The organism is Pelomonas margarita, assembly GCF_043555875.1.
GTDB classification, from domain to species: domain Bacteria; phylum Pseudomonadota; class Gammaproteobacteria; order Burkholderiales; family Burkholderiaceae_C; genus Pelomonas; species Pelomonas margarita.
Genome location: NZ_JBIGHW010000001.1, coordinates 222,448 through 244,794, shown reverse-complemented (window position 1 = coordinate 244,794; position 22,347 = coordinate 222,448). Strand labels below are relative to the sequence as shown.

At 70.1% G+C, this 22,347-nt stretch carries 18 protein-coding genes; 1 reads left to right on the top strand and 17 read right to left on the bottom strand.

Translation table 11 applies throughout. The features are described from left to right. Window positions 1-20 precede the first annotated feature (20 nt). From ACG0Z3_RS01115 to ACG0Z3_RS01095, 5 genes are all read right to left on the bottom strand, one after another. A complete protein-coding gene (locus tag ACG0Z3_RS01115) occupies window positions 21-761 on the bottom strand; it encodes an SDR family oxidoreductase (RefSeq protein ID WP_394394601.1) in 741 nt (246 codons plus the stop codon). Beyond that, window positions 758-2,077: a CsgG/HfaB family protein gene (locus tag ACG0Z3_RS01110; protein WP_394394600.1), complete on the bottom strand. Its 1,320-nt coding sequence runs from the start codon at window positions 2,075-2,077 to the stop codon at window positions 758-760. Before ACG0Z3_RS01110 ends, ACG0Z3_RS01115 begins: the two co-directional genes overlap by 4 nt. A 90-nt stretch (window positions 2,078-2,167) precedes the next feature. Next, on the bottom strand, window positions 2,168-4,552 hold the full coding sequence (locus ACG0Z3_RS01105) for a penicillin acylase family protein (RefSeq protein WP_394394599.1): 2,385 nt from the start codon (window positions 4,550-4,552) through the stop codon (window positions 2,168-2,170). Further along, a complete protein-coding gene (locus tag ACG0Z3_RS01100) occupies window positions 4,552-5,340 on the bottom strand; it encodes an SDR family oxidoreductase (protein ID WP_394394597.1) in 789 nt (262 codons plus the stop codon). Before ACG0Z3_RS01100 ends, ACG0Z3_RS01105 begins: the two co-directional genes overlap by 1 nt. Window positions 5,341-5,459: 119 nt before the next feature. Then, window positions 5,460-6,572: an ABC transporter substrate-binding protein gene (locus ACG0Z3_RS01095; protein ID WP_394394596.1), complete on the bottom strand. Its 1,113-nt coding sequence runs from the start codon at window positions 6,570-6,572 to the stop codon at window positions 5,460-5,462. Between the two features lie 186 nt (window positions 6,573-6,758). Here ACG0Z3_RS01095 and ACG0Z3_RS01090 point away from each other — a divergent pair, with 186 nt between their 5' ends. Next, the gene (locus tag ACG0Z3_RS01090) at window positions 6,759-8,396 is read left to right on the top strand and encodes a sensor histidine kinase (RefSeq protein ID WP_394394594.1); all 1,638 of its coding nucleotides are present in this window, start codon (window positions 6,759-6,761) and stop codon (window positions 8,394-8,396) included. On the opposite strand, the gene ACG0Z3_RS01085 is transcribed toward ACG0Z3_RS01090, so the two are convergent. From ACG0Z3_RS01085 to ACG0Z3_RS01030, 12 genes are all read right to left on the bottom strand, one after another. Next, window positions 8,390-8,587 carry a hypothetical protein gene (locus tag ACG0Z3_RS01085; RefSeq protein WP_394394593.1) on the bottom strand — a complete coding sequence of 66 codons (198 nt, stop codon included), beginning with the start codon at window positions 8,585-8,587 and terminating at the stop codon, window positions 8,390-8,392. The two genes, ACG0Z3_RS01090 and ACG0Z3_RS01085, sit on opposite strands and share 7 nt — an antisense overlap. 56 nt (window positions 8,588-8,643) lie before the next feature. After that, a complete protein-coding gene (gene gtfA, locus ACG0Z3_RS01080) occupies window positions 8,644-10,140 on the bottom strand; it encodes a sucrose phosphorylase (RefSeq protein ID WP_394394592.1) in 1,497 nt (498 codons plus the stop codon). After that, entirely contained in the window at window positions 10,137-11,441 is a 1,305-nt protein-coding gene (locus ACG0Z3_RS01075; protein WP_394394590.1) for an MFS transporter, read from the bottom strand. The genes gtfA and ACG0Z3_RS01075 overlap by 4 nt, the downstream gene beginning before the upstream one ends. Before the next feature lie 2 nt (window positions 11,442-11,443). Then, window positions 11,444-12,331, bottom strand: coding sequence for a PfkB family carbohydrate kinase (locus tag ACG0Z3_RS01070; protein WP_394394588.1), 888 nt, complete (start codon window positions 12,329-12,331; stop codon window positions 11,444-11,446). 5 nt (window positions 12,332-12,336) lie between these two features. Then, a complete protein-coding gene (locus ACG0Z3_RS01065) occupies window positions 12,337-14,661 on the bottom strand; it encodes a TonB-dependent receptor (protein ID WP_394394586.1) in 2,325 nt (774 codons plus the stop codon). Between the two features lie 244 nt (window positions 14,662-14,905). Further along, entirely contained in the window at window positions 14,906-15,964 is a 1,059-nt protein-coding gene (locus ACG0Z3_RS01060) for a LacI family DNA-binding transcriptional regulator (RefSeq protein WP_394394585.1), read from the bottom strand. Between the two features lie 128 nt (window positions 15,965-16,092). After that, window positions 16,093-17,766, bottom strand: coding sequence for an MFS transporter (locus tag ACG0Z3_RS01055; RefSeq protein ID WP_394394583.1), 1,674 nt, complete (start codon window positions 17,764-17,766; stop codon window positions 16,093-16,095). Between the two features lie 184 nt (window positions 17,767-17,950). Continuing rightward, entirely contained in the window at window positions 17,951-18,610 is a 660-nt protein-coding gene (locus ACG0Z3_RS01050; protein WP_394394581.1) for a 2-hydroxychromene-2-carboxylate isomerase, read from the bottom strand. Continuing rightward, window positions 18,607-18,834 carry a DUF1289 domain-containing protein gene (locus ACG0Z3_RS01045; protein WP_394394579.1) on the bottom strand — a complete coding sequence of 76 codons (228 nt, stop codon included), beginning with the start codon at window positions 18,832-18,834 and terminating at the stop codon, window positions 18,607-18,609. The genes ACG0Z3_RS01050 and ACG0Z3_RS01045 overlap by 4 nt, the downstream gene beginning before the upstream one ends. Beyond that, a complete protein-coding gene (locus tag ACG0Z3_RS01040; RefSeq protein ID WP_394394577.1) occupies window positions 18,831-19,334 on the bottom strand; it encodes a YbaK/EbsC family protein in 504 nt (167 codons plus the stop codon). Before ACG0Z3_RS01040 ends, ACG0Z3_RS01045 begins: the two co-directional genes overlap by 4 nt. Before the next feature lie 54 nt (window positions 19,335-19,388). Continuing rightward, window positions 19,389-20,588, bottom strand: coding sequence for a cyanophycinase (locus ACG0Z3_RS01035; protein WP_394394575.1), 1,200 nt, complete (start codon window positions 20,586-20,588; stop codon window positions 19,389-19,391). A 124-nt stretch (window positions 20,589-20,712) separates the two neighbouring features. Then, window positions 20,713-22,188, bottom strand: a complete 1,476-nt coding sequence (locus ACG0Z3_RS01030) for a cyanophycinase (RefSeq protein WP_394394573.1) — start codon at window positions 22,186-22,188, stop codon at window positions 20,713-20,715. Window positions 22,189-22,347: the final 159 nt, after the last annotated feature.

Genomic DNA, 22,347 nt, shown 5'->3' with positions numbered 1-22,347 from the left:
AGGCAACAGCACCAGCGCCGTCATCCCCTGCCGACAAACGGCATCTGCGTGGCCATCACCGTCATGGTCTGCACATTGGCGGACAGTGGCAGGCCGGCCATGTAGACAACCGCGCGGGCGACATCCTCGACGTCCATGCGGGGCTCAACCGCGATCTGGCCGTTGGCCTGCGGCATGCCCTTGGCCATCTTCTCGGTCATCTCGGTGGCGGCGTTGCCGATGTCGATCTGACCGCAGGCGATGTCGAAGGCCCGGCCGTCCAGGCTCAGCGACCGGGTGAGGCCCGAGATCGCATGCTTGGTGGCGGTGTACGGCGCCGAGTTGGGCCGAGGGGCATGCGCCGAGATGGAGCCGTTGTTGATGATGCGGCCGCCGCGCGGGCTCTGGGCCTTCATCAGCCGGAATGCCGCGCGGGCGCAGAGGAAGCTGCCGGTGAGGTTGACGTCCACCACCGCCCGCCATTGCGCCACCGGCAGTTCGTCGATGGGCACGCCGATGGCGCTGATGCCAGCGTTGTTGAACAGCAGGTCCAGCCGTCCCAGGCGCTGCTGCAGCGTGGCGAAGGCGGCGTCCACCTGCGCCTCGTCGGCGACATCGGCTGGCAGGTGCAGCGCGTCAGGCAAGGTCTCGCGCAGCGGCGCCTCGCGGCGGCCCAGCAGCGCCAGCGTCCAGCCCTCGGCGGCCAGCGCACGCGCCACGGCGCGGCCGATGCCGGAGCCGGCGCCGGTGACCAGCGCGACGCGCGGGGCCGGCACGCTCATTGGCGGCGGCCGGTGAAGCTGCCGCTGCCGCCGCTGGCGCTGGGCGCCCCGGTGCGCGGGTCCCCCACAGTCCAGTTACCGCTCATGGTGCCGGTGCGCGGGTCGAGCTGCCCCACGAACATGGCCATGCCACGGGATGCAATGGCGCCGAGGTTGATGGCGCCGCTGTCGTCAACCTGGCCGCGCACGGTGAAGCTGCCGAGGGTCGCGCTGTGGCCCTGGCCGGTGACGACACCACGGTCGGACACGTTGACGTAGAACTCGCCCTGCTCGCTGCCCGTGAAGTTCAGCCGGTACTGGCCCCAGCGCCCGCCACTGGGCGCAACCACCGGCGCCGGCGCCATAACCTGCGCCGGGGCCGGCTGGGCCACACCGCCGCTGACGGCCGGGCCCACCAGCGTGCGCTGCACCCAGCCGCTGAAGTTGGCCGCGTCGACCTTGACGAAGCCGTTCTTGACCTCGCCGGTCGCAACCAGTTCGTCGCTGCGGTTCAGCGTGGCCACCACCGCGCTGTCGCGGCTGGGCTCGGCATATGCCTTCACGTTGGAGATCTTGGCGGCCAACATCTGGCCGGCCTGCTGCGGCGCCTCGGCCTTGGTGGACGCGGCGGCATTGGCCTCGCCGGCCGCGCTGCTGGTGCGAACCAGGGTAGGCTGGTCGCGGATGGTCTGGACGATCTTGTTGTAGTTGTCCAGGAAACTGGCCGCCACCACCTTGCCCTCGGGCGTGCTGGTGTAGCCGCCCAGTCCGCCGACAACGCCGCCGCCATAGCCCCAGCCGCCGATGGAGAAGTCGGTCTTGCTGGCCTTGCCCTCGGCGGCCGCGACCTGGATGCTGGAGCGCACGTCGGAGATCAGGATGCTGGTGGAGGCTTCCTTGAACTTCAGGCCGCCCGCAATGGCACCCAGCAGGCCCAGGCGCCCGCCCAGGAAGCCGCCGATACCGCCGGTGTCGGAGGCGCCGATCTGGATGGACGGCGTCATGACGAAATCGGCCGCCTGCATCTGGCCCTGGCCGATGTTGGAGTCCGCCCGCAGTTCGCCGCCGGCGGCCAGCGCGCGCTCCTGCTGGATGCTCTGCATGCCCTGGCCGCGCTCGACGACGTCGAAGCAGCCGGACTGCTGCGCCATCATGCGCAACAGCGAGGCCGGGGAACCGAGACCGTAACGAGAGATGTGATGCCAGCCCTGCTGCGGCTCGGCGATGGCGAGCACCCCCAGCTTCTTGCTGCACTTCTCGACGTTGGAGCCCGTTTCCTGGGCCTGGCCGGCGGCCGCCAGGCTGGCCAGCAGCAATGCAAACACGGTCTTGTTCATCGACATTCCCTGAGAATCTTGGACGACCCCGATTGTGCCGAGCAAGCTGCCCAGCGCCACTGGGCTGACCCTGCCGCCGCGTCGCCTGGATCAGGGGCGCAGCACAAGGCGGTAGCGGGCCTCGCCGGGGAGGAAAGGCAGGGCCTCACCGGCCAGCCAGGTCGCGTGATCGCCCCGGTAGAAGGGCGACAGCGGGTGGCCGCTCTGGCCACCGGGGATGACCAGCAGGCCCTGCTCCTCGTGGCCGGGCGACACCACCATGCGCTCGCTCTGCCCGTGGCCGCGGTTGTGCAGGCGCGGCATGTGGGCGTCGCCGGCCATGCCCTGGCTGGCCTGGTCCAGCCAGCCCGACAACGCCGGCACAGCCTGGCTGAGCGGGTGGCGGGCGTTGGTGGGGTTGTCGGCCCCCCAGGTCGCGGCGGCCAGGCTGCCGTACTTCTTCAGCAGCGCAGCGCGGCTGATGAGCACGGCCTGCTGCAACAGCTCGGGCCAGCCCTTGAAGGCACCGGGCACGGTGTCGGGCCGCGCGGCCTGGATCAACGCCCAGCCGGGCGTCTCGGGCACCAGCTTCAGGTCACGCAACTTCAGGCCCTGGCCTTCCAGCCGACCGGCCAGTGGCGCGAACACCTGCTGCAGCGTCTGCTCGCGGAAGGCGCGCACCAGCAGGTAGCCCACCGCGTCAGGCCGCGCGGCGTCAGCGCTGCGCTCGACCTCCGCACGGTAGTCGGCCAGCCCGTGCGCGGCGACGAACTCGGGCGTCAGCACGCGCGTCAGCAGCAGTTGACGCCAGCGCTGCAGGAACAGCGCGCGGTGATCGAGCTGGATGTCGTGCAGGCCGGCCTCGTCGAACTGCGCCTGCGCCCGCAGGCGGTCGCGAATCTGCTGGCCGCGGGCGCCCAGGTCGTAGCCGCCGTTACCGAGCAGCTTCAGCGTGTCGCCGCCGATCATGCGCGCGTTGGCCGTCCACAGCCGGCCGTCGGCGGGGTCGGCCAGCCGGGGCTGGCTGGCGGTGTCCAGGTAGCCCTGCCAGCGCGGCTGGCCATCGCTCCAGTCCTGCGGGCGGTCCATGTCTTCGCGGCCGGTGCGGCGCGGGATGGCGCCAATGACCGTCCAGGCGATGCGGCCGCTGGCATCGGCAACCAGCAGGTTCTGGTGCGGCACGCCGACGCCGGCCGCCCGTTGCAGCGCATCGTCCACGCCGGTGGCTGTCTCCAGGCCCAACAGGCGCAGGTTCATACCCTGCGGGTCATGGGCGACCCAGCGCAGTGCGTAGGCCACGCCAGCCGGCGCCACCGGGCCGCCGTCGGCCGCGCGAGCGCCAGCGATAAGCGGGCCCCATTCGCTTTCCAGCACCTCATGGTTGACAGCGTCGGCGCCGGCCACGTCGATGCGCTCGGCGACGCGGCGCAGCGGCTTCTCGACACCGCCGCTGAGGTAGTGCGTACCGGCCGCGTTGAGCCGCAGCGTGACGACGTCGGCCCAGTCGGACGTGGTGTTGGTGAAGCCCCAGGCGATACGGCCGTTGCTGCCGACGATGAGCAGCGGCGTGCCCGGCAGCGTGGCGCCGGCCACGTCGTGCGACTGCGTACCGTTCTTCCAGCGCATGCGGGCCTTGAACCAGGTGCCGGGCGAGCGCAGGCCCAGGTGCATGTCGTCGGCCAACAGCGCGCGGCCATCACGGCTGCGCGCGGCATCGACGGCAAAGTTGTTGCTGCCGATGTCGCGCGAGTCCCGCGGGCTGCAGTCGCGGCAGGCGGTGGTCACGACGCGCAGCGCGTCGGGCAGCGGGCCGGCCGGCAGTGGCACGGCGCTGACGCGGGAATCGTCCAGCGCGGCCTGCCAGTCGGCGCTGTGCTGGGTCAGGAAGGCATACCAGTCGGCCGGCACGCTGGCATGCAGCGCGCCCATCGCGAGGTCGTCGCGGCCCTGGGCGGACTGCAGGTCCAGGTACATGCCGTAGGCCACCAGCAGGCTGTCTGCCGGCAGCCAGGGCTGGGGCAGTTGTCGCAGCAGCAGGTACTCCGGCGGCCGCGCACCCAGCGCTGCCAGGCCGGCGTTGACGCCCGCCGCATAGGCCTCCAGCAGTTGCTGCTCGGCCAGCGGCAGCGCGGCAAGCGCCACCTCGGCACGGGCGCGGAAGCGGTGCACGCGGCGCCCCTTGTCCACCGGCACGGCCTTGGCGCCCACCAGCGCGGCCAGCTCGCCGGCCGCGTTGCGGCGCATCAGGTCCATCTGGAAGAAGCGCTCCTGCGCATGCACGAAGCCCAGCGCGCGCGCCACGTCGGGCCGGCTCTCGGCGGTCAGCGTCACGTAGCCACGTGCATCGCGCTGCAGCTCGGCGGGCGCCTGCAGCGCACCTAGGCGCTGCTCGCCCTCCAGCTGCGCCAGGCTAGCCCGCAGCACCAGCCACAGACCCAGCGCCAGCAGCGCCGCCAGCACGCCCAGACCCAGCAGGCCGCGCCACAGCCAGCGCATCAGAAGGTCCCCGGGTAGCTGCCGCCGTCCAACAGGATGTTCTGGCCGGTCAGGTAGCCGGCGTGGACACTGCACAGCATGGCGCAGACGGCGCCGAACTCGGCGGCCGTGCCGAATCGCTGGGCCGGGATGGCCGCGCGGCGGCTGTCGGCCAGCGCCTCGGCGCTGACGCCGGCACGCGCCGCCCCGGCCCGGAAGCCGCCCCGCAGGCGATCGGTATCGAACGCGCCGGGCAACAGGTTGTTGAGGGTGACGTTGGCGCCCGCCAGGCGCGGCTGGCGGGCCACGCCGGCCACGAAGCCGGTTAGCCCCGCGCGCGCGCCGTTGGACAGGCCCAGCACGTCGATGGGCGCTTTGACCGCGCCCGAGGTGATGTTGACGATGCGCCCGAAGCCGCGCGCCGCCATGCCGTCCACCGTGGCCTTGATCAGCTCAATGGGCGTGAGCATGTTGGCCTCCAGCGCGGCCAGCCACTGCTCGCGGCCCCAGTCTCGGAAGTCACCGGGCGGCGGGCCGCTGGCGTTGTTGACGAGGATGTCGACCTGCGGGCAGGCCGCGAGCGCGGCCTCGCGGCCGGTGGCGGTGGCGATGTCGCCCACAACGGTGCGCACCTCGGCAGCCGGGTTCAACGCCCGCAGCGCGGCGGCCGTCGCCAGCAGATCGGCCTCGCCGCGCGCCGTGATGACGACGTTGACGCCCTCACCCACCAGCGCCTCGGCACAGCCGCGCCCCAGTCCCTTGCTCGCCGCACACACCAGCGCCCAGCGGCCCTTCAATCCCAGATCCATAGCGACTCCCAGCATTCGCTGCGGCCGTGCGCAGCACGCCGCATCATCGCGCGACTACGCCGGCCCGCTCGCCGTGTCCCGTGCGGGAGGCAGCCATCAGGCCGTCGGGACCTGGCGCTTCAGCGCCAGAATTTGCCGTCGGGCCCGACGATGGAAACGTCGGCGAACTCCAGCCCGCTGCGGTCCTTGTCGGTATAGCTGACCTGCAGGCCGCCGAGGTCGATGCGGGCACCGTCCAGCGCGCGCAGAAAGCTGTCGCGGCCAACGTCCTTGCCAGCGCGCCTGAGCCCCTCCACGACCAGCTTGGCCGCCGCAAAGCCCTCCAGCTGGGCCGGCGTCAGCTCGCTGCGACCGGACGCCTTGGCCAGGCCCAGCGCCTCGCGCACCAGCGGGCTGGCGGTCGAGCGCTCGTAGGGAAACAGCTGCGTGACGACGACGCCGCGCGCGTTCTCGCCGAGGTTCTTCACGAACTCGCTGGACGCGTTGTTGGACAGCGTGGCCACATGCGCCGTGGAGCCGGCCGCGCGCAGCGCGTTGACGCCCTCCACCACCGCGTAGCTCGGCCCGATCAGCACCACCGCCTCGATGCCGGCCCGCGCGATGCCCTGCATGACGGGTGCGAGGTTGGGCTTGTTGCGGTCAAAGCGCAGGTGCGAGAGCGCGCGCAGCTTGACGTCGTCCAGCCCCTTGATCGCGCCCTTGCCGGCGTCGGTGCCGAAAGCGTCGTTGACCTGCACGATGGTGAAGCGCTTCACGCCGATGCCGGCCAGGTGCTTGACGGCGCGCTCGGCCTCGCGCTGGTAGCTGGCGCGCAGGTGGAACACAAAAGGCTGCACTGGCTCGTGCAGGCTGCTCGCCCCGGTGGCAGGCGCCACCAGCGCCAGCCGGTTCTCCTTGAGCACCGGCAGCATGGCCTCGGTCGGGCCGGTGCCGCGGCTGAGCATCAGCGCGACAACGCCCTGGCTCGCCAGCGACTTGGCCTGCGCGGCCGCCATGGCCGGGTCGTACTTGTCGTCCTGCGTGACGAGCTCGATGTTCTGGCCCTTGATGCCCCCCTGGGCGTTGACGGCGTCGAAGTACAGACGTGCGCCGTCGGCGCTCTCCTGCACCAGCCCCGCCACCGGCCCGCTGAAACCGGCCACCATGCCGATGCGCAACGCACCCTGTGCGAAAGCGGCACCCGCCACCATGCTGACGGCCACACCGACCGCCACGCCAACCCAACGCTTCATTGTTGTTCTCCACAGCGGCACCGTTCTGGCGCGCTGGCGGCGGATTTTGAGGCCGGAGCAAGCTCTCGCCGCCTACCGCCCTCCCCAGGAAAAACCCGAGGCCGGCAGACACGAACTGCACATTTGCACCGGTTTTTGCCGGCCTACACTCGGTCGCCCGACGCGCCCTCGCCCGGGCGCCACGCCATGCCGGATCGCCCAGCCCCGCTCACCCTCGCCTCGCCCCAACCCGCCCAGCGCGCGTTCGGCTGGCAGCGCAGTTCGCTGACGCTGGCCGTCGTGATGGCGCTGCTGCTGGGCCTGCTGCTGCCCACCACGGTGGTGTTGCTGTACGACGTGCAGTCCACCCGCAAGACGGCCATGGAAGACCTGAGCCGCGACCTGGGCCGCACCAGCCAGATCATGGCGCTGTCACTGGCCGAACCGGTGTGGCAGGTCTCTCCGGACCTGGCCGAACCCATGATCAAGGCACAAGTGGACGACCCGCGCTTCGTGGCCGTCAAGGTGGTGGAGCCGACCTCGCCCACGCCCTTCCTGGCCTTCAGCCGCCAGCACGACGGCGACGACGCCTCGCTGATGCTGAGCCAGACGCGCACCATTTACCGCGAGGATCGCGAGATCGCCCAGCTCACCGTCACGATGACGGCCGCGCCGCTGCTGCAGGCCAAGCGGGCCGATGTGTGGCGCACGGTGTGGCGCAGCGGGCTGACGCTGACCTTGTCGCTGGTGCTCATCCTGTGGGTGCTGCAGCGCTTCGTGCTGCGGCCCATGACGGCGCTGACCGGTGGCGCCGAAGCACTGGCTGCGGGGCGGCTGGAGCAGCCGCTGCAGGTCAGCGGCACGGACGAGATCGCCCGTGTGGGGGCAGCGATGGAGCGCATGCGGCAGGCGCTGCTGTCGGCCTTCGAGGCGCTGCGCCAGCACAACCTCAACCTGGAGGCGACGGTGGCCCAGCGCACGGCCGAGCTGACCAGCAGCAACGCCGAGCTGTCGCAGGCGCTGGCCACGCTGCAGACGGCGCAGCGCGAGCTGGTGGAATCGGAGAAGCTGGCCTCGCTGGGCCGGCTGGTGGCCGGCGTGGCACACGAGCTGAACACGCCGCTGGGCAACGCGCTGACGGTGGTGTCGGCGCTGGACGATCGCTACAAGCAGCTGGAGGCCATGCTGGCCGGCGCGGTGCAGATGCGACGCAGCACGCTGGAGGAGCTGGCGCGCGACACGCGGCGCGGCCAGGACATCCTGCAGCGCAATGTGCAGAAGGCGGCCGACCTGGTGCGCGACTTCAAGCAGGTGGCCATCGACCAGACCGCCGACCTGCGGCGCGACTTCGACCTCGGCAAGGTGGTGGAGGACGTGCTGGTGATGGTGGAGCCCAGCTTCAAGCACACGCCCTTCGTCATCGAGACCCAGCTGTCCCACGACCTGCAGATGAACAGCTACCCCGGCGCGCTGGGCCAGGTGCTGACCAACCTGCTGATGAACGCACTGCTGCACGCGTTTGACGGCGCCGACCAGGGGCGCGTGATGGTGAGCTGCACGGCCCTGAACGACACCGAGGCGGAACTAATCGTCAGCGACGACGGCCGGGGCATGGACGACGCCGTGCGGCGGCGCATCTTCGACCCGTTCTTCACGACCAAGCTGGGCACCGGCGGCTCGGGCCTGGGCATGCACATCGTGCACAGCATCGTGACCAACGTGCTGGGCGGGCAGATCGAGGTCAGGTCGACGCCCGGCCAGGGCACGCAGATGCTGATGCGGCTGCCGCGCGTGGCGCCGCTGCGCGGCAGCGGCGTCGGCGGCAGCGACTCAAAGACTCACTGAGAAGCGGCCGAGGCCGGGACGGAGGCGGCCTCGACGGCAGCCGAGGCTGCAGGTGCGGAGGCGGCCGTGTCATGGCCACCGGCCGCGACATCGTGCTTCTCGCCGGTCAGGTCGATGTCGCCACCGCTCTTGGTCAGGATGAACAGCGCCAGCGCGGCAAAGGCGATGAAGCCAACGATCAACTTCCACATGCTCGGGATCTCCGGAGGTTAGAAAACGGTCGGATTCTTGCCCCCCAGCCTGACGCTCAACTGAAGGCGAACGCCTGCGGCGCGCCGGCCGTGTCGCTGTAGCTCAGTTCGTGGGACTGCGTGGCGAAGTCGATGCGCAACGCCGCCCAGGCATTGCCCTGCTGCCAGCGCAGGTACAGCTCCTGGTCGCCGCCGGGCTCGACACGGAACTCGCCGCCGAAGGCCGGGTGGCGGTTGCGCAGCTTGATGAGCTCGATGAGGCGCCTCACAACGGGGCGCGCGCAGTCGCGGGCGATCTCGGCCTCGCCGTAATAGTGGCGGTTGATATCGCGGCCGACCTGGCTGCGGGCCAGCAGGTCCATGTCGTTGTGGCCGGCCAGCAGGCCCACGTAGTAGACCTGGGGCACGCCCGGCAGGAAGAACTGGATGGCGCGCGCCAGCAGGTAGGCCGTCTCGTCACGGCCCATCGCATCGAAGAAGGTGCAGTTGACCTGGTACAGGTCCAGGTTGCTGGCGGCCGCGCCCGTGGCCTTGCGGCTCTGGCCCTGGCTGGCGGCGTGGATGCGTTCCACCAGTTCGTCCAGCTCCTCGGGCGGTACGAGGCCGGGGTGGGCGGCGCGGTCGCTGGCATTCGCGCCGATGTCGATGATGCCGATGCCGTCATGGGTGTCCAGCACCGTCAGCGCATTGGTCGGGCGGATGGCGATCCAGCGCTTGAGCGCGGCCGCCGTGCGGAAGTTGAACGCGTGCAGCACCAGCGGCGGTAGCGCGAAGTCGTAGACCCAGTCAACGCGCGCAGCGATCTCGATCTGGCGCTGGAAGTAGGCGTGGATCTCCACCAGCACCTCGATGCCCAGTGCGCGCGCCTCAGCGGCGAACTCGCCGATGAACTCGAAGGTCTCCGGCATCATGAAGCAGCTGTCGCCGGCCTTCTTGATGGCATAGCCCACCGCGTCCAGCCGCACCATGCGGATGCCGTTGTCGGCAAAGGTGCGCAGGATGCTGGCGAGGTAGGCACGGCCCTGCGGGTGGTGCACGGCGATGTCGATCTGCGCCGCCGTGAACGTGGTCCACAGAATGCGGCGTTCGCCGGACTGAAGCGTGGCGTAGGTCAGCGGCAGGCCCGGGCGCGGGCGGTAGACGCTGAGCAACTCGCGCTCGCTGGCGCCCTGCGGGAAGACGGCGTCCAGCGTCAGGAACAACCCGGCGTAGGCGGAGGCCTCGCCCTTCTCGGAGTAGTCCAGGAACTGCGGCGACTCGCTGGACATGTGGTTGACGATGACGTCGCCCATCACGTCCAGGTCCTCGGTCAACGCCTTGATGTCGGCCCAGCCGCCCAAGCGCGGGTCGACCTGCGTGTGATCGATGGGGTCGAAGCCGGCATCCGCGCCGTCGATGGCGTGGAAGAACGGCAGCAGGTGCACGCCGCCGAATACGCCCGCCAGCGGTGCGCTGGGTTCGCTCAGCAGACGCTTCAGGCGGGCCAGGTCGCGGCCGTCGCGGCAGCCGCCCAGGCGGTCGACGTAGGTGATGAGCTGGACTTGGTTCTTCATGATGTTTTCTCGGTACGCACGCGCAGCACGCAGACGGCGGCCAGCGCCAACAACACGCCGGCAAGGCGAATGACGTTCTCGGGGCGACCGCCCAGCAGGCTGTCGTAGATCAGCGGCAGCGTGACCGCCTGGATCAGCATGGGGATCACGATGAACATGTTGAAGATGCCCATGTAGACCCCGGCCCGCTCCGGCGGGATGCTGCCGGCCAGCAGCACGTAGGGGTTGCCCATGATGGAGCCCCAGGCCAGGCCGATGCCCACCATGGGCAGGAACAGCAGCCAGCCCTCGCTGCGGATGCCTGGCAGCAGCCACATGCCGGCGGCTGCGGCAAACAGCGCGAACGCGTGCACCCATTTCGCACCGAGCCGCTTCGTGAATGGAACCATCGCGAAGGCGGCGACGAAGGCGACCGCGTTGTAGAAGCCGCCGACCTGGCCGTTCAGCAGCACCGCGTCGCGAAAGCCCGCGCTGTGCGGGTCGTCCGTGCCGAAGACGGTCGCGGCCAGCGTGGGCACGATGTAGATCCAGTAGCACATCATTCCGTACCACTGGAACAGCGCCATCCACCCCAGCTGTCGCATCGTCGGCGGCATCTCACGCAAGGCGCTCCAGATCTCGGCCAGCGCCGGGCCGACACCGCGCGGCAGCGCGCGCAGCCGGGCCAGTTCCTCGGCCGGCAGCGGCAGCTCGGGCACCTTGCGCACCGACCACCACACCGTCGTGAACGACAGCAGCGCGCCGACGATGAAGGCCAGCGTCGTGACGACCGGGATGCCATTGGCCCCCAGCGCGTCCTTGTTCATGCCGAAGAACACCAGCAGACTGGGCGTCAGGTAGGCCAGCGTCTGGGCCAGGCCCGTGAACGAAGCCTGCGTCAGGAAGCCGCTGGCATGCTGCTCCGGCCGCAACCGGTCGCTGACGTAGGCGCGGTAGGGCTCCATGGTCACGTTGTTGGCCGCGTCCAGGATCCACAGCAGGCCGGCGGCGAACCACAGCGCCGGGCTGAACGGCATGGCCAGCAGGCCCAGCGAACACAGCAGCGCGCCGATGAGGAAGTACGGCGTGCGCCGCCCCCAGCGGTGGGTGGTGCGGTCACTCAGCGCGCCGATCAGGGGTTGCACCAGCAGGCCGGTGACGGGCCCGGCCAGCCACAGCAGCGGCAGGTCCTTGCCCTCGGCGCCCAGCATCTGGTAGACCGGGCTCATGTTGGCCTGCTGCAAGCCGAAGCTGAACTGGATGCCGAGGAAGCCGACATTCATGTTCACGATCTGCGTGAACGACAGGTGGGGCTTGTGCATGGTCAGGCCTGTGTAGCGAGGGCGTGCAGTTCAGCGCGCCAGGATGCCAGTGCGGCGGGGTCGGCCGGCAGCGGGCCGCGCACGCCGCAGACCATGGCGGCGTAGCGGTTGGCCAGCGCGAGCGTGGCGGCGAGGTCGCGGCCCAGCGACAGGCCCGCCAGCAGCATGGCCGTGAAGCTGTCGCCGGCACCCACGCTGTCGACGAAAGCGGGCTGGGCCGCGCCCGCGCCGCTCGCCAGCAATCGACCCTGATCGCCGTAGAGCGCATAGCCGGCCTCGCCGCGCGTCAGCACCAGCCGGTGCAGCGCGAAGCGCGCCATCAGCCCGGCCAGCGTGGGCTCGAACCAGGCCTGCAGTTGGCGCAGTTCGTCCTCGTTGATCTTGACCCAGTCGGCCAGCATCAGCGATTCGGCCGCCAGCGCCGGGGTGTCGGTGCCGGGGCGCAGGTTCAGGTCCAGCAGGCGGGGGCCGGCGAAAGTCTTGAGCACGGCTCGCATCGCCGCACGCGACACCGGGTGACGCTGCGCGAGGCTGCCGAAGTAGGCGATGCCGCGCACGACGGTGACAGGCGGGGCGAGGTGGTCCCAGGCCGCATCGGCATGGATCTCGAACCGATGGCTGCCTTCCGTCTCATGCACGCTGACGCGGCCGGTGGGGCGCTGCAGGTCGCGCTGCACGTCGTCGACCGCGAGGCCGAAGCGCGCCGCACTGTCCAGCACCAGGCGGCCGGCGGCGTCGTCGGCGCCGATGCGGCTGACGAAGCGCACCGGCGTGCCCAGCGCCGCCAGCGAGCGCGCCACGTTGAAGGGCGCGCCGCCAGCCACGGAGCCGTCGTGGAACTCGTCCACCAAGGCCTCGCCGAGCACGAGAAGAGGCGTGGCCTGGGCCATGGCGCTCAGAAGCTGTAGCGCAGGCTGGCCTTGACGGTGCGGCCCGTGTAGGCCCGCGCCGCGCCGCGGCCGTCGTTGCTTTCGGTGTAGGCGATCTCGTTGAACAGGTTGTTCGCCGCCAGCGTCACCGTGGCCTTGGGCGTGAGGCTGTAGGTGACGAAGGCGTTCACCACCGTGTAGGCCGGCAGCGTGATGCTCAGCGGGCCGGCGGGGCCGTCGTCACGGCTCTTGCCGGTGCCGACGATGCCCATGCCGGCAGTCAGCTCGTCGCTGAAGTTCAGCGTCGGCGTGAGCTGGTAGACCACCTTGGCCTGGCGCTTGGGCGCGCGACCGTCGGGCTGCTTGGCATCGGTGTAGGTCAGCCCACCGATCAGGCCCACCAGGCCGAAGCGCGCCGAGCCCTCCAGCTCCAGGCCCTTGCTGCGGTAGCTGTTGGCCTTGGCGACGATGGGCGTGGTCGTCACGTCCACGTTGACCTCGTCGGTCCTGGCGTGGAAGAACGTGGCAAACAGGCTCATGCCGTTGCCGCGCAGCTTCACGCCCGCCTCGGTCTGCTTGACCTTGTTGGAGGGGATGGTCGGGCTCTTGCCGTTGACGAGGTTGGGATTGTTGAAGAAGGTGATGCGGTCGGCGTTGTACGCAGCGCCATCGGAGTAACGGGCGAAGACGGACAGGTCCTTGCTGAGCGCGTAGTTGGCGCCCAGCGAGTAGGACGTGCGGCCTAGGCGATAGTCGATGGCGTTGGGCTTGGTGAGGTCGTAGCTGACGCCGGCGTTGGACTGGAAGTAGGCGCCGCTGGCCTTCTGGTGGTCGCGGCGCACGCCGATGTCGGCCGACAGTGGGCCGGCCTCGTAGTTCAGCACCACATAGGGCGCGTTGGTCGTGTACTTGCTGTCCTGCGTGTTGCTGCAGCAGCCGCCGAAGCCGGGTGCGCCGTTGACGACGCCGGGCACGTTCAGCACCCGCGCACCCTCGCCGCTGGCCGACAGCGAGTACTGGTTGAAGTTCCACGTCAGGTCCAACTCCTGCACCGAGGTGTACAGGCCCGCCACGGCGCTGACGCGGGCGCCGCCGCCCAGCTCGAAGTCACGCGAGAACTTCAGGTCGTTGGCCATCAGGCCGGCGTTGTCCACACGGGTGTTGAAGACCACCGCCGTGAACTTGTTGCCGGTGTAGGCGGCACCGGCGTCCGGCCCGGTGGCCAGCGTCGTGCCGGCAGGCGCGGCGGACACGTCGTCGCCCGGGAAGATGCCGATGAAGCGGCCCGAGTTGCGACTCCACGAGAACTTGTTCTGCAGCCGGAAGCCGGCGCCGGCATCCAGGTCCAGCTCCACCCCGAAGGCATCACTGCGGGCGGACAGGCCGTCGCGGATGTTGCTGGCGGCGCGGCCGTTGGCCCTGGTCAGCGTGTTGTCCAGCGGCCAGGCGACGTCGTAGAAGGCCGCGCGGCGCGGGTCCAGGCCCGGGAGTTCCTGGATGCTGCCGTTCACGTACTTGACCGGCGTGGGCATGTAGGTGGGGCTGTGGTCGTCCAGGTGCTTGACGCTGAAGCGCACGTAGCTCTTGCCTTCCAGCTCGAAGGTCACGTTGCCGCGCACCTGGCCGCCGTTCTCGGTGCCGTCAGCGCCGCTGCGGCCGCCATCGCCCACGCGGTAGAAGCCGCCCACGTAGAAGCGCGTCTTGGGCGCCAGGCGGCCGCCGTAGCCGAAGTCGATGCGGGTCTGGTCGTAGTCCACCCCCTTGGTGAGCTGCACCATGCCGCCCGGCTCCTGACCGGTCTTGCTGATGAAGTTGATGATGCCGCCGGGCGCGCCCGTGGCCAGCAACGCCGCCGAGCCGCCGCGCACCACTTCCAGCCGCTCGAAGCCGGCATCGGCGCGCATCCAGGTGTCGGGCGTCGCGAACGCGATGTCGCCGAACTGCAGCACGGGCAGGCCGTCCTCCTGGAACTGGATGTAGCGCGCACCACCGGCCGACACGGGAATACCACGCACGGCGACGTTGGCATTGGATTCGCCACCACTGGCCTCGGCACGGATGCCCGGCACGCCGCGCAGCAGATCAGTGGAGCTGGCGGCGGTGACGGCGGCCACGCCCTCGCTCTCGATGGTCGAGACCGCGACGCTGGACTTCATCTTGGACTTGGCCGACGACGAGCCCGTCACGACGACCGCGTTGAGCTTGAGGCCATCTGCCGCTTCCGTGGCGGCCTGGGCTGCCTTTTGAGCCTGGGCCCCCACGCTGGCCAGCGCGAGTGCCACAGCGGCGGCAAGCGGTTGCAGGGAGGGGTTGCGGCGGGAATGCAGGGCGCTGAGGCGGGTGCTGGGCATGTTGTCTCCTGGTTGTCGGCATTCGATCGCCCTCTGCGGGGCGCGGCTGACCGCACACAGCGCGGCATGGTCAGTCCGTGCCGAGATTTTGCGCGCGCCTCAATCGCTTTGCAAACGATTGCATCATGGTGAAAACCACTATTTATTGAACATATCAAATATGTGACCCACGAAAATGACAAACGTTTGCTTTATGCCGCAAAACCCCGTTATGCCACGCCCGCCGCCGGGGCACCCGGGTGTTTCAGGCGATGACGTCGGGCGCACTCGCGCGCCGCATCAGGTGGACGGGCATGGTGCGCAGCGTGGGCCGCTCGCCGGCGAGCTGCGCCAGCAGGGCCTCCACCAGCGCCACGCCGGCCTCGGCCACTGGCTGGTGCACGGTGGTCAGCGGCGGATCGCAGTAGGCGGCCAGCGGCATGTCGTCATAGCCCACGACGGCCACGTCGGTGGGCACACTGCGCCCGGCGGCCCGCAGGGCCTGGCTGGCCAGCAGGGCCAGCACGTCGCTGCAGCAGAACACCGCGTCGAAGTCGCGCCGCGACTGGCAGAACTGGCGCACAACGTCGGTGGCCACGCCGGGCTCGAACGGCGCCGCCAGCTCCAGGGCCGCGTCCACCTCCAGCCCTACCTCGCGCAAGGCCTGGGCATAGCCCTGGCGACGCAGCCACACCTCCGGCAGCTTGGCATCGCCGAAGAACGCGATGCGCCGGCGGCCCAGCTGCAGCAGGTGCCGCGTGGCCAGCGTGCCGCCCAGCACGTTGTCGCCGCCCACGCTGGCGTACAGCTGCTGGGGCATCTCGCCGCCCCACACCACCAGCGGCAGCTTGCGGGCGGCCATGTCGTTGAGCTGGTCATGCTGGCGCCACTGGCCGATGAGGATGACACCGATGGCCTTGCCGGAATCCACCCAGTGCGCCGCCTGATCCAGCCGCTCGGCATCGACGCGGGACAGCAGCATGTCGTAGCCGCGATCGGTCAGCGCATCGGCGATGGCGCCGACGATGGACAGGAAGAACGGGTCTGAGATGTGCTGGCGTGAGCGCGCGTCGTACGGCACCACCACGGCCACCGTCTTGTTCTCCTGCAAGCGGAGATTGCGCGCACCGAAATTGATGGAGTAGTTCAGCGAACGAGCCAGCTCGGCCACCCGCTGGCGGGTCTCGGCGTTGACGAGCTCGCTGCCGTTCAGCGCACGCGACACCGTCGAGACGGACACGCCCGCCAGGCGCGCGATGTCCACCATCTGCAGGCGGCGCTGCTCGCTGCCTGCGGACTCCGGCGATTCTTTGGACTTGGTCATCTGCAGGATCGTCGCAGGGCCGCCACCAATCGACAACCGGAGCAACCCAACGAAAAAGGCCGGCAGGTGCCGGCCTTTGATCGGGGTGTGCAACGCTGCACGGCGGCAGCGTCACACAGCGCTGGGCATCAGTCCTTGGCGTAGATGTCCACGTCCTTGGTTTCACGCACGAACAGCAGGCCGATCACCAGGCTCATCAGCGCGATGACGATCGGGTACCACAGGCCGTGATAGATGTTGCCGTTCTGCGCCACCATCGCGAACGTGATGGACGGCAGCAGGCCACCGAACCAGCCGTTGCCGATGTGGTACGGCAGGCTCATCGAGGTGTAGCGGATGCGGGTCGGGAACATCTCCACCAGCATGGCGGCGATCGGGCCGTACACCATGGTCACGTAGACCACCAGCACGAACAGGATGGCGATGATCATGGGCACGTTGGCCTTGGCCAGGTCAGCCTTGGCCGGGTAGCCGGCGGCCTTCATCGCTTCGCCCAACTCCTTCGTGAAGGCAGCGATGGCCTTGGTGCTGGCTTCGTCGAACTTGTGCTCGGTCAGGCGGGTCGCGGTCGGGACGGCGATTTCCTTGTCACCCACCTTGACCGTGGTCGGCGCGCCGGCGGCGGCCTCGACGGTCTCGGAGCTGGCCGAGGACTGGGCCAGGGCACGCTTGGCGATGTCGCAGGCGCTGGTGAAGTCCACCGGACGTGCCAGCGGGCTGCCCTGGAAGGAGCAGCTGGCCGTGTTGGTGGTCAGGATGATCTTCTGGGTCTCCTGAGCCTTGGCCAGATCCGGATTGGCAGCCTTGGTCAGCGCGTTGAACAGCGGGAAGTAAGTGACGGCAGCCAGCAGCAGGCCAGCCATGATGATGGGCTTGCGGCCGATCTTGTCCGACAGCGTGCCGAAGATGACGAAGAACGGCGTGCCCAGGATCAGCGAGATCGCGATCCAGATGTTGGCGCTGGACGCGTCCACCTTCAGCACCGACGTCAGGAAGAACAGCGCGTAGAACTGGCCCGTGTACCAGACCACGCCCTGGCCGGCGACCAGGCCGAACAGCGCCAGCAGCACGATCTTCAGGTTCTTCCACTCACCGAAAGACTCGGACAGCGGCGCCTTGGAAGTCTTGCCCTCGGCCTTCATCTTCTGGAAAGCAGGAGACTCGTTCATCGCCAGGCGGATCCAGACGCTGATGGCCAGCAGCAGGATGGAGACGATGAAGGGAATGCGCCAGCCCCAATCAGCGAAGTCCTTCTCGCCCAGCGTGGTGCGCACGCCCAGGATCACCATCAGCGACAGGAACAGGCCCAACGTCGCCGTGGTCTGGATCCACGAGGTGTAGGCGCCGCGCTTGCCGTGCGGTGCGTGCTCGGCCACGTAGGTGGCCGCGCCGCCGTACTCACCGCCCAGCGCCAGGCCTTGCAGCAGACGCAGGATGATCAGGATCACCGGCGCCGCAGCACCGATGGTGGCGTAGGTGGGCAGCACGCCGACGATGAAGGTCGACAGACCCATGATCAGGATGGTGACCAGGAAGGTGTACTTGCGGCCGATCATGTCGCCGAGTCGGCCGAACACCAGCGCGCCGAACGGACGCACGATGAAGCCGGCGGCGAACGCCATCAGCGAGGCGATGAACGCCGCGCTCGGGTCCAGGCCCGCGAAGAACTGCTTCGCGATGATGGCCGCGAGCGAACCGTAGAGATAGAAGTCGTACCACTCGAACACCGTACCCAGGGAGGACGCGAAGATGACCTTCTTCTCCTCTTTGGTCATCGGCGCCGCGGCTGCTGCAGTTGCCATGAAAGTCTCCGTCTGTTGTCGGGGTGCTCCACAACGGAGCTTCCCTTGCGGCCGGACTATTCAGGCTGCCTCTGACCGTGTTCTGACGCCAGTCTGAATCGAGGCTGACAAACCCCGCAGCAACCCGGATGAAACATTTCTCAATGCGGGAACAGCGGGGGCTCGCGGGTAAATCCCGAGCCGCTCAATGACGCCGCGTGAGGCCCGGGCGGGGCTGCGCGGCCAACTCCCAGGCCCCGCTGCGAAACCACGGATCGTCGTCCAGCGCAGCACGCAGCATGGGCAGCGCGTCCTGGCCCCAGAACAGCCGCCCGTCCAGCTCGATGGTGGGCACGCCGAACACCCCCAGCGTCAGCGCGGCCTCGGTCTCGCTGCGCAGCCGCTGCTTGACCGCCTCGCTGCCCGGGTCCTGGCCCGGGGCCAGGAGTTGCGTCAACGCCGCCAGGCGTGCCGGCTCGTTCGCATCGGCGCCGCCGCCGCGCCAGACATGATGAAACAGCTGCTCCACAGCCCAGCGCCCCGGCGTGTCGCCCGGCTGGCCCGCAGGCGCAGCGCAGGCCCAGGCCAGCCGCAGCAGCGGCAGCGGGTTGAAGGGGTGTTGGGCCGGCGCGTCCAACACCACGCCCTGGCGGTGCGCCAGCCAGGCCACCTGGCGGAAGGTCCAGCGCCGCTTGGCCTCGATCTCGGCCGGCCCCTTCTGCCCCATCGCATGCAGCAGCGCCGCCAGCAGGATGGGCCGGTACACCACCTCCACGCTGTGGCCCGCCAGCGTCTCGGGCAGGGCCTCGAAGCCCAGCGCCGCGTAGGGCGAGAGGGGATCGAAATAGAACGTGAGCCGCTTCATGGGTGTTGCTCCTCGGTGATGGCTTCGGGGCCCAGCCACAGGCCGTCGCGCTGCAAGGCCGCTCGGCGCGCCGGCAGCAGCGCCAGCACCTCGCGCTGCCGCTGCGCAGGTGCGCTGCCCCAGCCGGCGATCTCGTCCAGACGGCGCGCGCAGCCGCAGCACCAGCCGCTGGCCTCGTCCATGCGGCACAAGCGCACGCAGGGCGAAGCGGGCTGCGGCGTCACGCCTGGACGACGTCGATCACCGGGGCCCCGGTGATACGCGCCAACTCGGCAGGCGTCAGCTTGAAAACGCCGTTCGGGTGGCCGGCGGCCGCCCAAAGGATGTCGAAGCGGAACAGCTCGCGGTCAATGAACAGCTGCGGCGGCGCACCGGAATCAGCCGGCGCGAAACCCGCCGGCGAGACCCCGCCTATGGAGAAGCCCGTGCGCGCCTTGACGAACTCGGCATCGGCCCGCCCAAGCGCGCCGGTGCGCAGCTTGAGCTTGGCCTCGTCCACACGCTTGTCGCCCGAGGTGACGACGAGCACGGCGCTGTCGTCGGACTTGCGCCGGAACACGACGGACTTGGCGATCTGCCCCAGCGTCACGCCCAGCGCATCTGCCGCCTCCTGCGCCGTGCGCGCGGCGACGTCCAGCCACAGCGGCCGGTGCGGGTGCTGCAGCGCTGCCAGCGCGGCACCGACACGCTGGAAACCTTCGGGACGGGCGCCGTGATCACTCATGCCGCGATTGTGGCGTCCGTCGGCCCGGCCGCCGCCGACTCGTTCCGCCTTCGCTCACTGCACGCCGACCGCTGCAACCAGCGGCTGGAACAGGGGGCTGGCCACGCGCACGGGCATCACGTCCAGCCGGGCGTTCAGCACCGTGTAGTCGTCCCCGCCCGCACCGGCGTCGCGCCAACCGACCAGGCCCGGCCCGCGGTGCAGCCAGAACTCGAAGCCGATGTCGGCCTGCGGCTCGTCAGGTCGTGAGTCGGCACGGAACGCCAGCCCGCCGACGCGCGCCGCCGGGCCGTCCAGCAGTTGCACCAGTGCCTCCCGCAGGCAGCCATCGCCGAGGATGTCGAGGAAGTAACGCCCGCTGCCCAGGCGCGGCGAAAAGTGCGCGGCGTGCGGCGCGATGCGCGGCACGCCGCGCTTGCGCGCAGCCGGCGTGGTGACGCCGCTGGCCAGGTCGTGGCAGTCACCGGCGCCCAGGTAGGAGAGGCGCGCCCCCCGCAGGTTGAACGCCGGCAGCGCGGCATCACGCGTGGCCTCGCCCATGTCCACCAGCACGGCGCCGCTACCGCCGATCACCTCCAGCACCGAGCCGCGGACCAGCACGGCCGCATCCTCGTCCACGCCCAGCCCGAGCCGGCAGCCCAGCGCCTGCAGCGCCGGCAGCATGCGCCCGATGCGGCCGCGTTTCAAGAAGTGCTGGTCCACCAGCAGCCCGGGCGGCAGCAGGCCCAGGCCGCGGTCGTACTCCTGGCCGGCCCGCCAACGCCCCCGCAGTACGGCGAGGTTGTCCATCGCGTCGCGGAACATCCACTGGCTCATCACCGCCGCGCCCGCGCTGGTGCCGGCCACCACGCCGCCGGCCGCGAAGACCGACTGCACCGCCTGCAGCATGGGCGTGGCCTGGCCCTGCGGCTGCAGGGTGTCGACGATGTACTCCTGAGCGCCACCGGAGAAGAACACCGCGCGGCTGGCCGCCACGCGGGCGATCAGCGCGGGGTCGTGCAGACGGGCATGCAGGTCCACGCCGGCCAGGTGGGGCGCGACAGGGATGACCTCGGGCCGCGCGCCGCAACGGCCCAGCGCCGCGACGATCTGCTCGGAGATACGCTCGGGCTCGTAGGCTGCGGTCGGGAACACGGCGACGGACGCGCCGGGGCCGCCCGCCTCGTCGACGAGGCGCTGCCAGACGGCATCGCTGCCGGCGCGCAGCGCGCCGCCGATGACGACGACCGTGCCGGCTTGGGAAGAGGTGTGCAAGATCAGCAGGCTAGCCCGGCACGGCAGCCGTGCGGGCGCAGATTCATGAAGACGACATGGTGGCAGGCCCCGGCGGGCGCCGGCAATGGGTCAAGCCCGCAACGGGCGGCGCGGGGAACGCGCGCTAGGGCGGCGGCACGCCTGCCGGCGCTGAGGCTGGCACTGCGGCCTTGGCCGGCCCGCTCCACCCGCCGTACAGCGGCATGGGCAGCCGCACAGGGCTGATGTCCAGGTAGAGGTTGGTCACCGTGAACTGCTCGCCGCCGAACTCCTCGGTGCTCCAGCCCAGCGAGTCCGAGCCCTTGTAGATGCGGAACAGGAAGCCCAGCTCCGCCAGCGGATCGTTGGTGCGGGGCAGCACATCGAAGGCCAGGCCCTTGACCTCCTTGCGCACGCTGTCGATGAGGCGGCTCATCGCGTTGGAGACGGTGGAGTCGCCCAGCATGTCGAGGTGGAACACGTCCTCGGTGTAGTAGGGCTTGAAGTTGGGCGACTCGGCGTCGTGCTGCTCGCCGCGCAGCTTGGGGGCCGAGGGCGTCGTCGAGCGCGCGCGCATGTGGTAACGGTCGCCATGCTCCAGGTAGGACAGCCGCGCGCCCTGCACGTTGAACGCGCCGAGCGTGGCATCGCTGCCGGCCTCGGTCAGGTCCACGATGAGGCAGCCCCGGTCGCCGATGACCTCGATCTCGTCGCCGCGGATGATGGCTGCCGTGTTCTCGTCCACGCCCAGGCCCAGCTTGTAGCCCTTGGCCATCATCAGCGGGATCATGCGGCCGAAGCGGCCGCGCTTCAGGAAGTGCTGGTCCACGAACAGGTGCGGGCCGACGAAGCCCAGGCCGCGGTCCACCTGCTTGCCATCGGCGAAGCGGCCCTTCAGCACGTTCATCACGCTGGGCGCGTCGCGGAACATGATGGTGCTCATGATGGCCGCGCCGGCCGAGGTGCCAGCCACGACACCGCCCTTGCGGTAGACGTCCCAGATGGCCTCCAGCATGGGCGTGCTCTGGCCGCCGGGCTGCAGCACGTCGACGATGCGCTCCTGCACGCCACCGGTGAAGAAGATGCCCTTGGCGGCCTTGACCTTGGCGATCAGCGCGGGGTCACGCACCACTTTGTTCAGGTCCACCCACAAGAACTTGGGCGCCACCGGTAGCGCCTCGGCCACCGCGCCGCGGCGCTGCAGCAGGTCCACCACCTGCTTGGCGCTGGCCTCGGGGTCTTCGCTGGCCGTGCCGAAGACGACGAAGCGCGCCCCCTTGCCGCCAGCCAGCTGCACGATGCGCTGCCAGACCTCGTCGTTGTCCGCCTTCAGCGCGCCGCCGATGGGCACCGCGTAGCCGCGAATGGGCGGCTCGGCCTCGACCGCCGCAGGCAGCGGCGCCAGGGCAGACGAAGGCGCGGGCGCAGACACTGCCGCCGGCGTGGCCCGGGCCGGCGCCGGCTGCGCCGCGCGCGGCGGCGTCGCGGCCGCGCGCTGCGTGCGCGCCGCCTGGGCCACCGTCACCGCAGCAGGCGCCTCGGCCGCCGCCTGCACGGCCGTCTGCGCGCTCGCGGCCGTCATCACCACCATTGCCCAACCCGCCGCTATCCATGCCCTCATGCGCGCAACCCTCCTTGGTCCAGGACGTGGATCATGACAGAGCCTCGTGGCGACTCCTGTCCCCCAAAACGCCAACGCCGGCGTGGCGTGCAAGAGACGTTTGACGTCCTGGGGAGGCTGGCCCTGCCGCCACCGTGCCTAGACTGCACCAGCACCCCG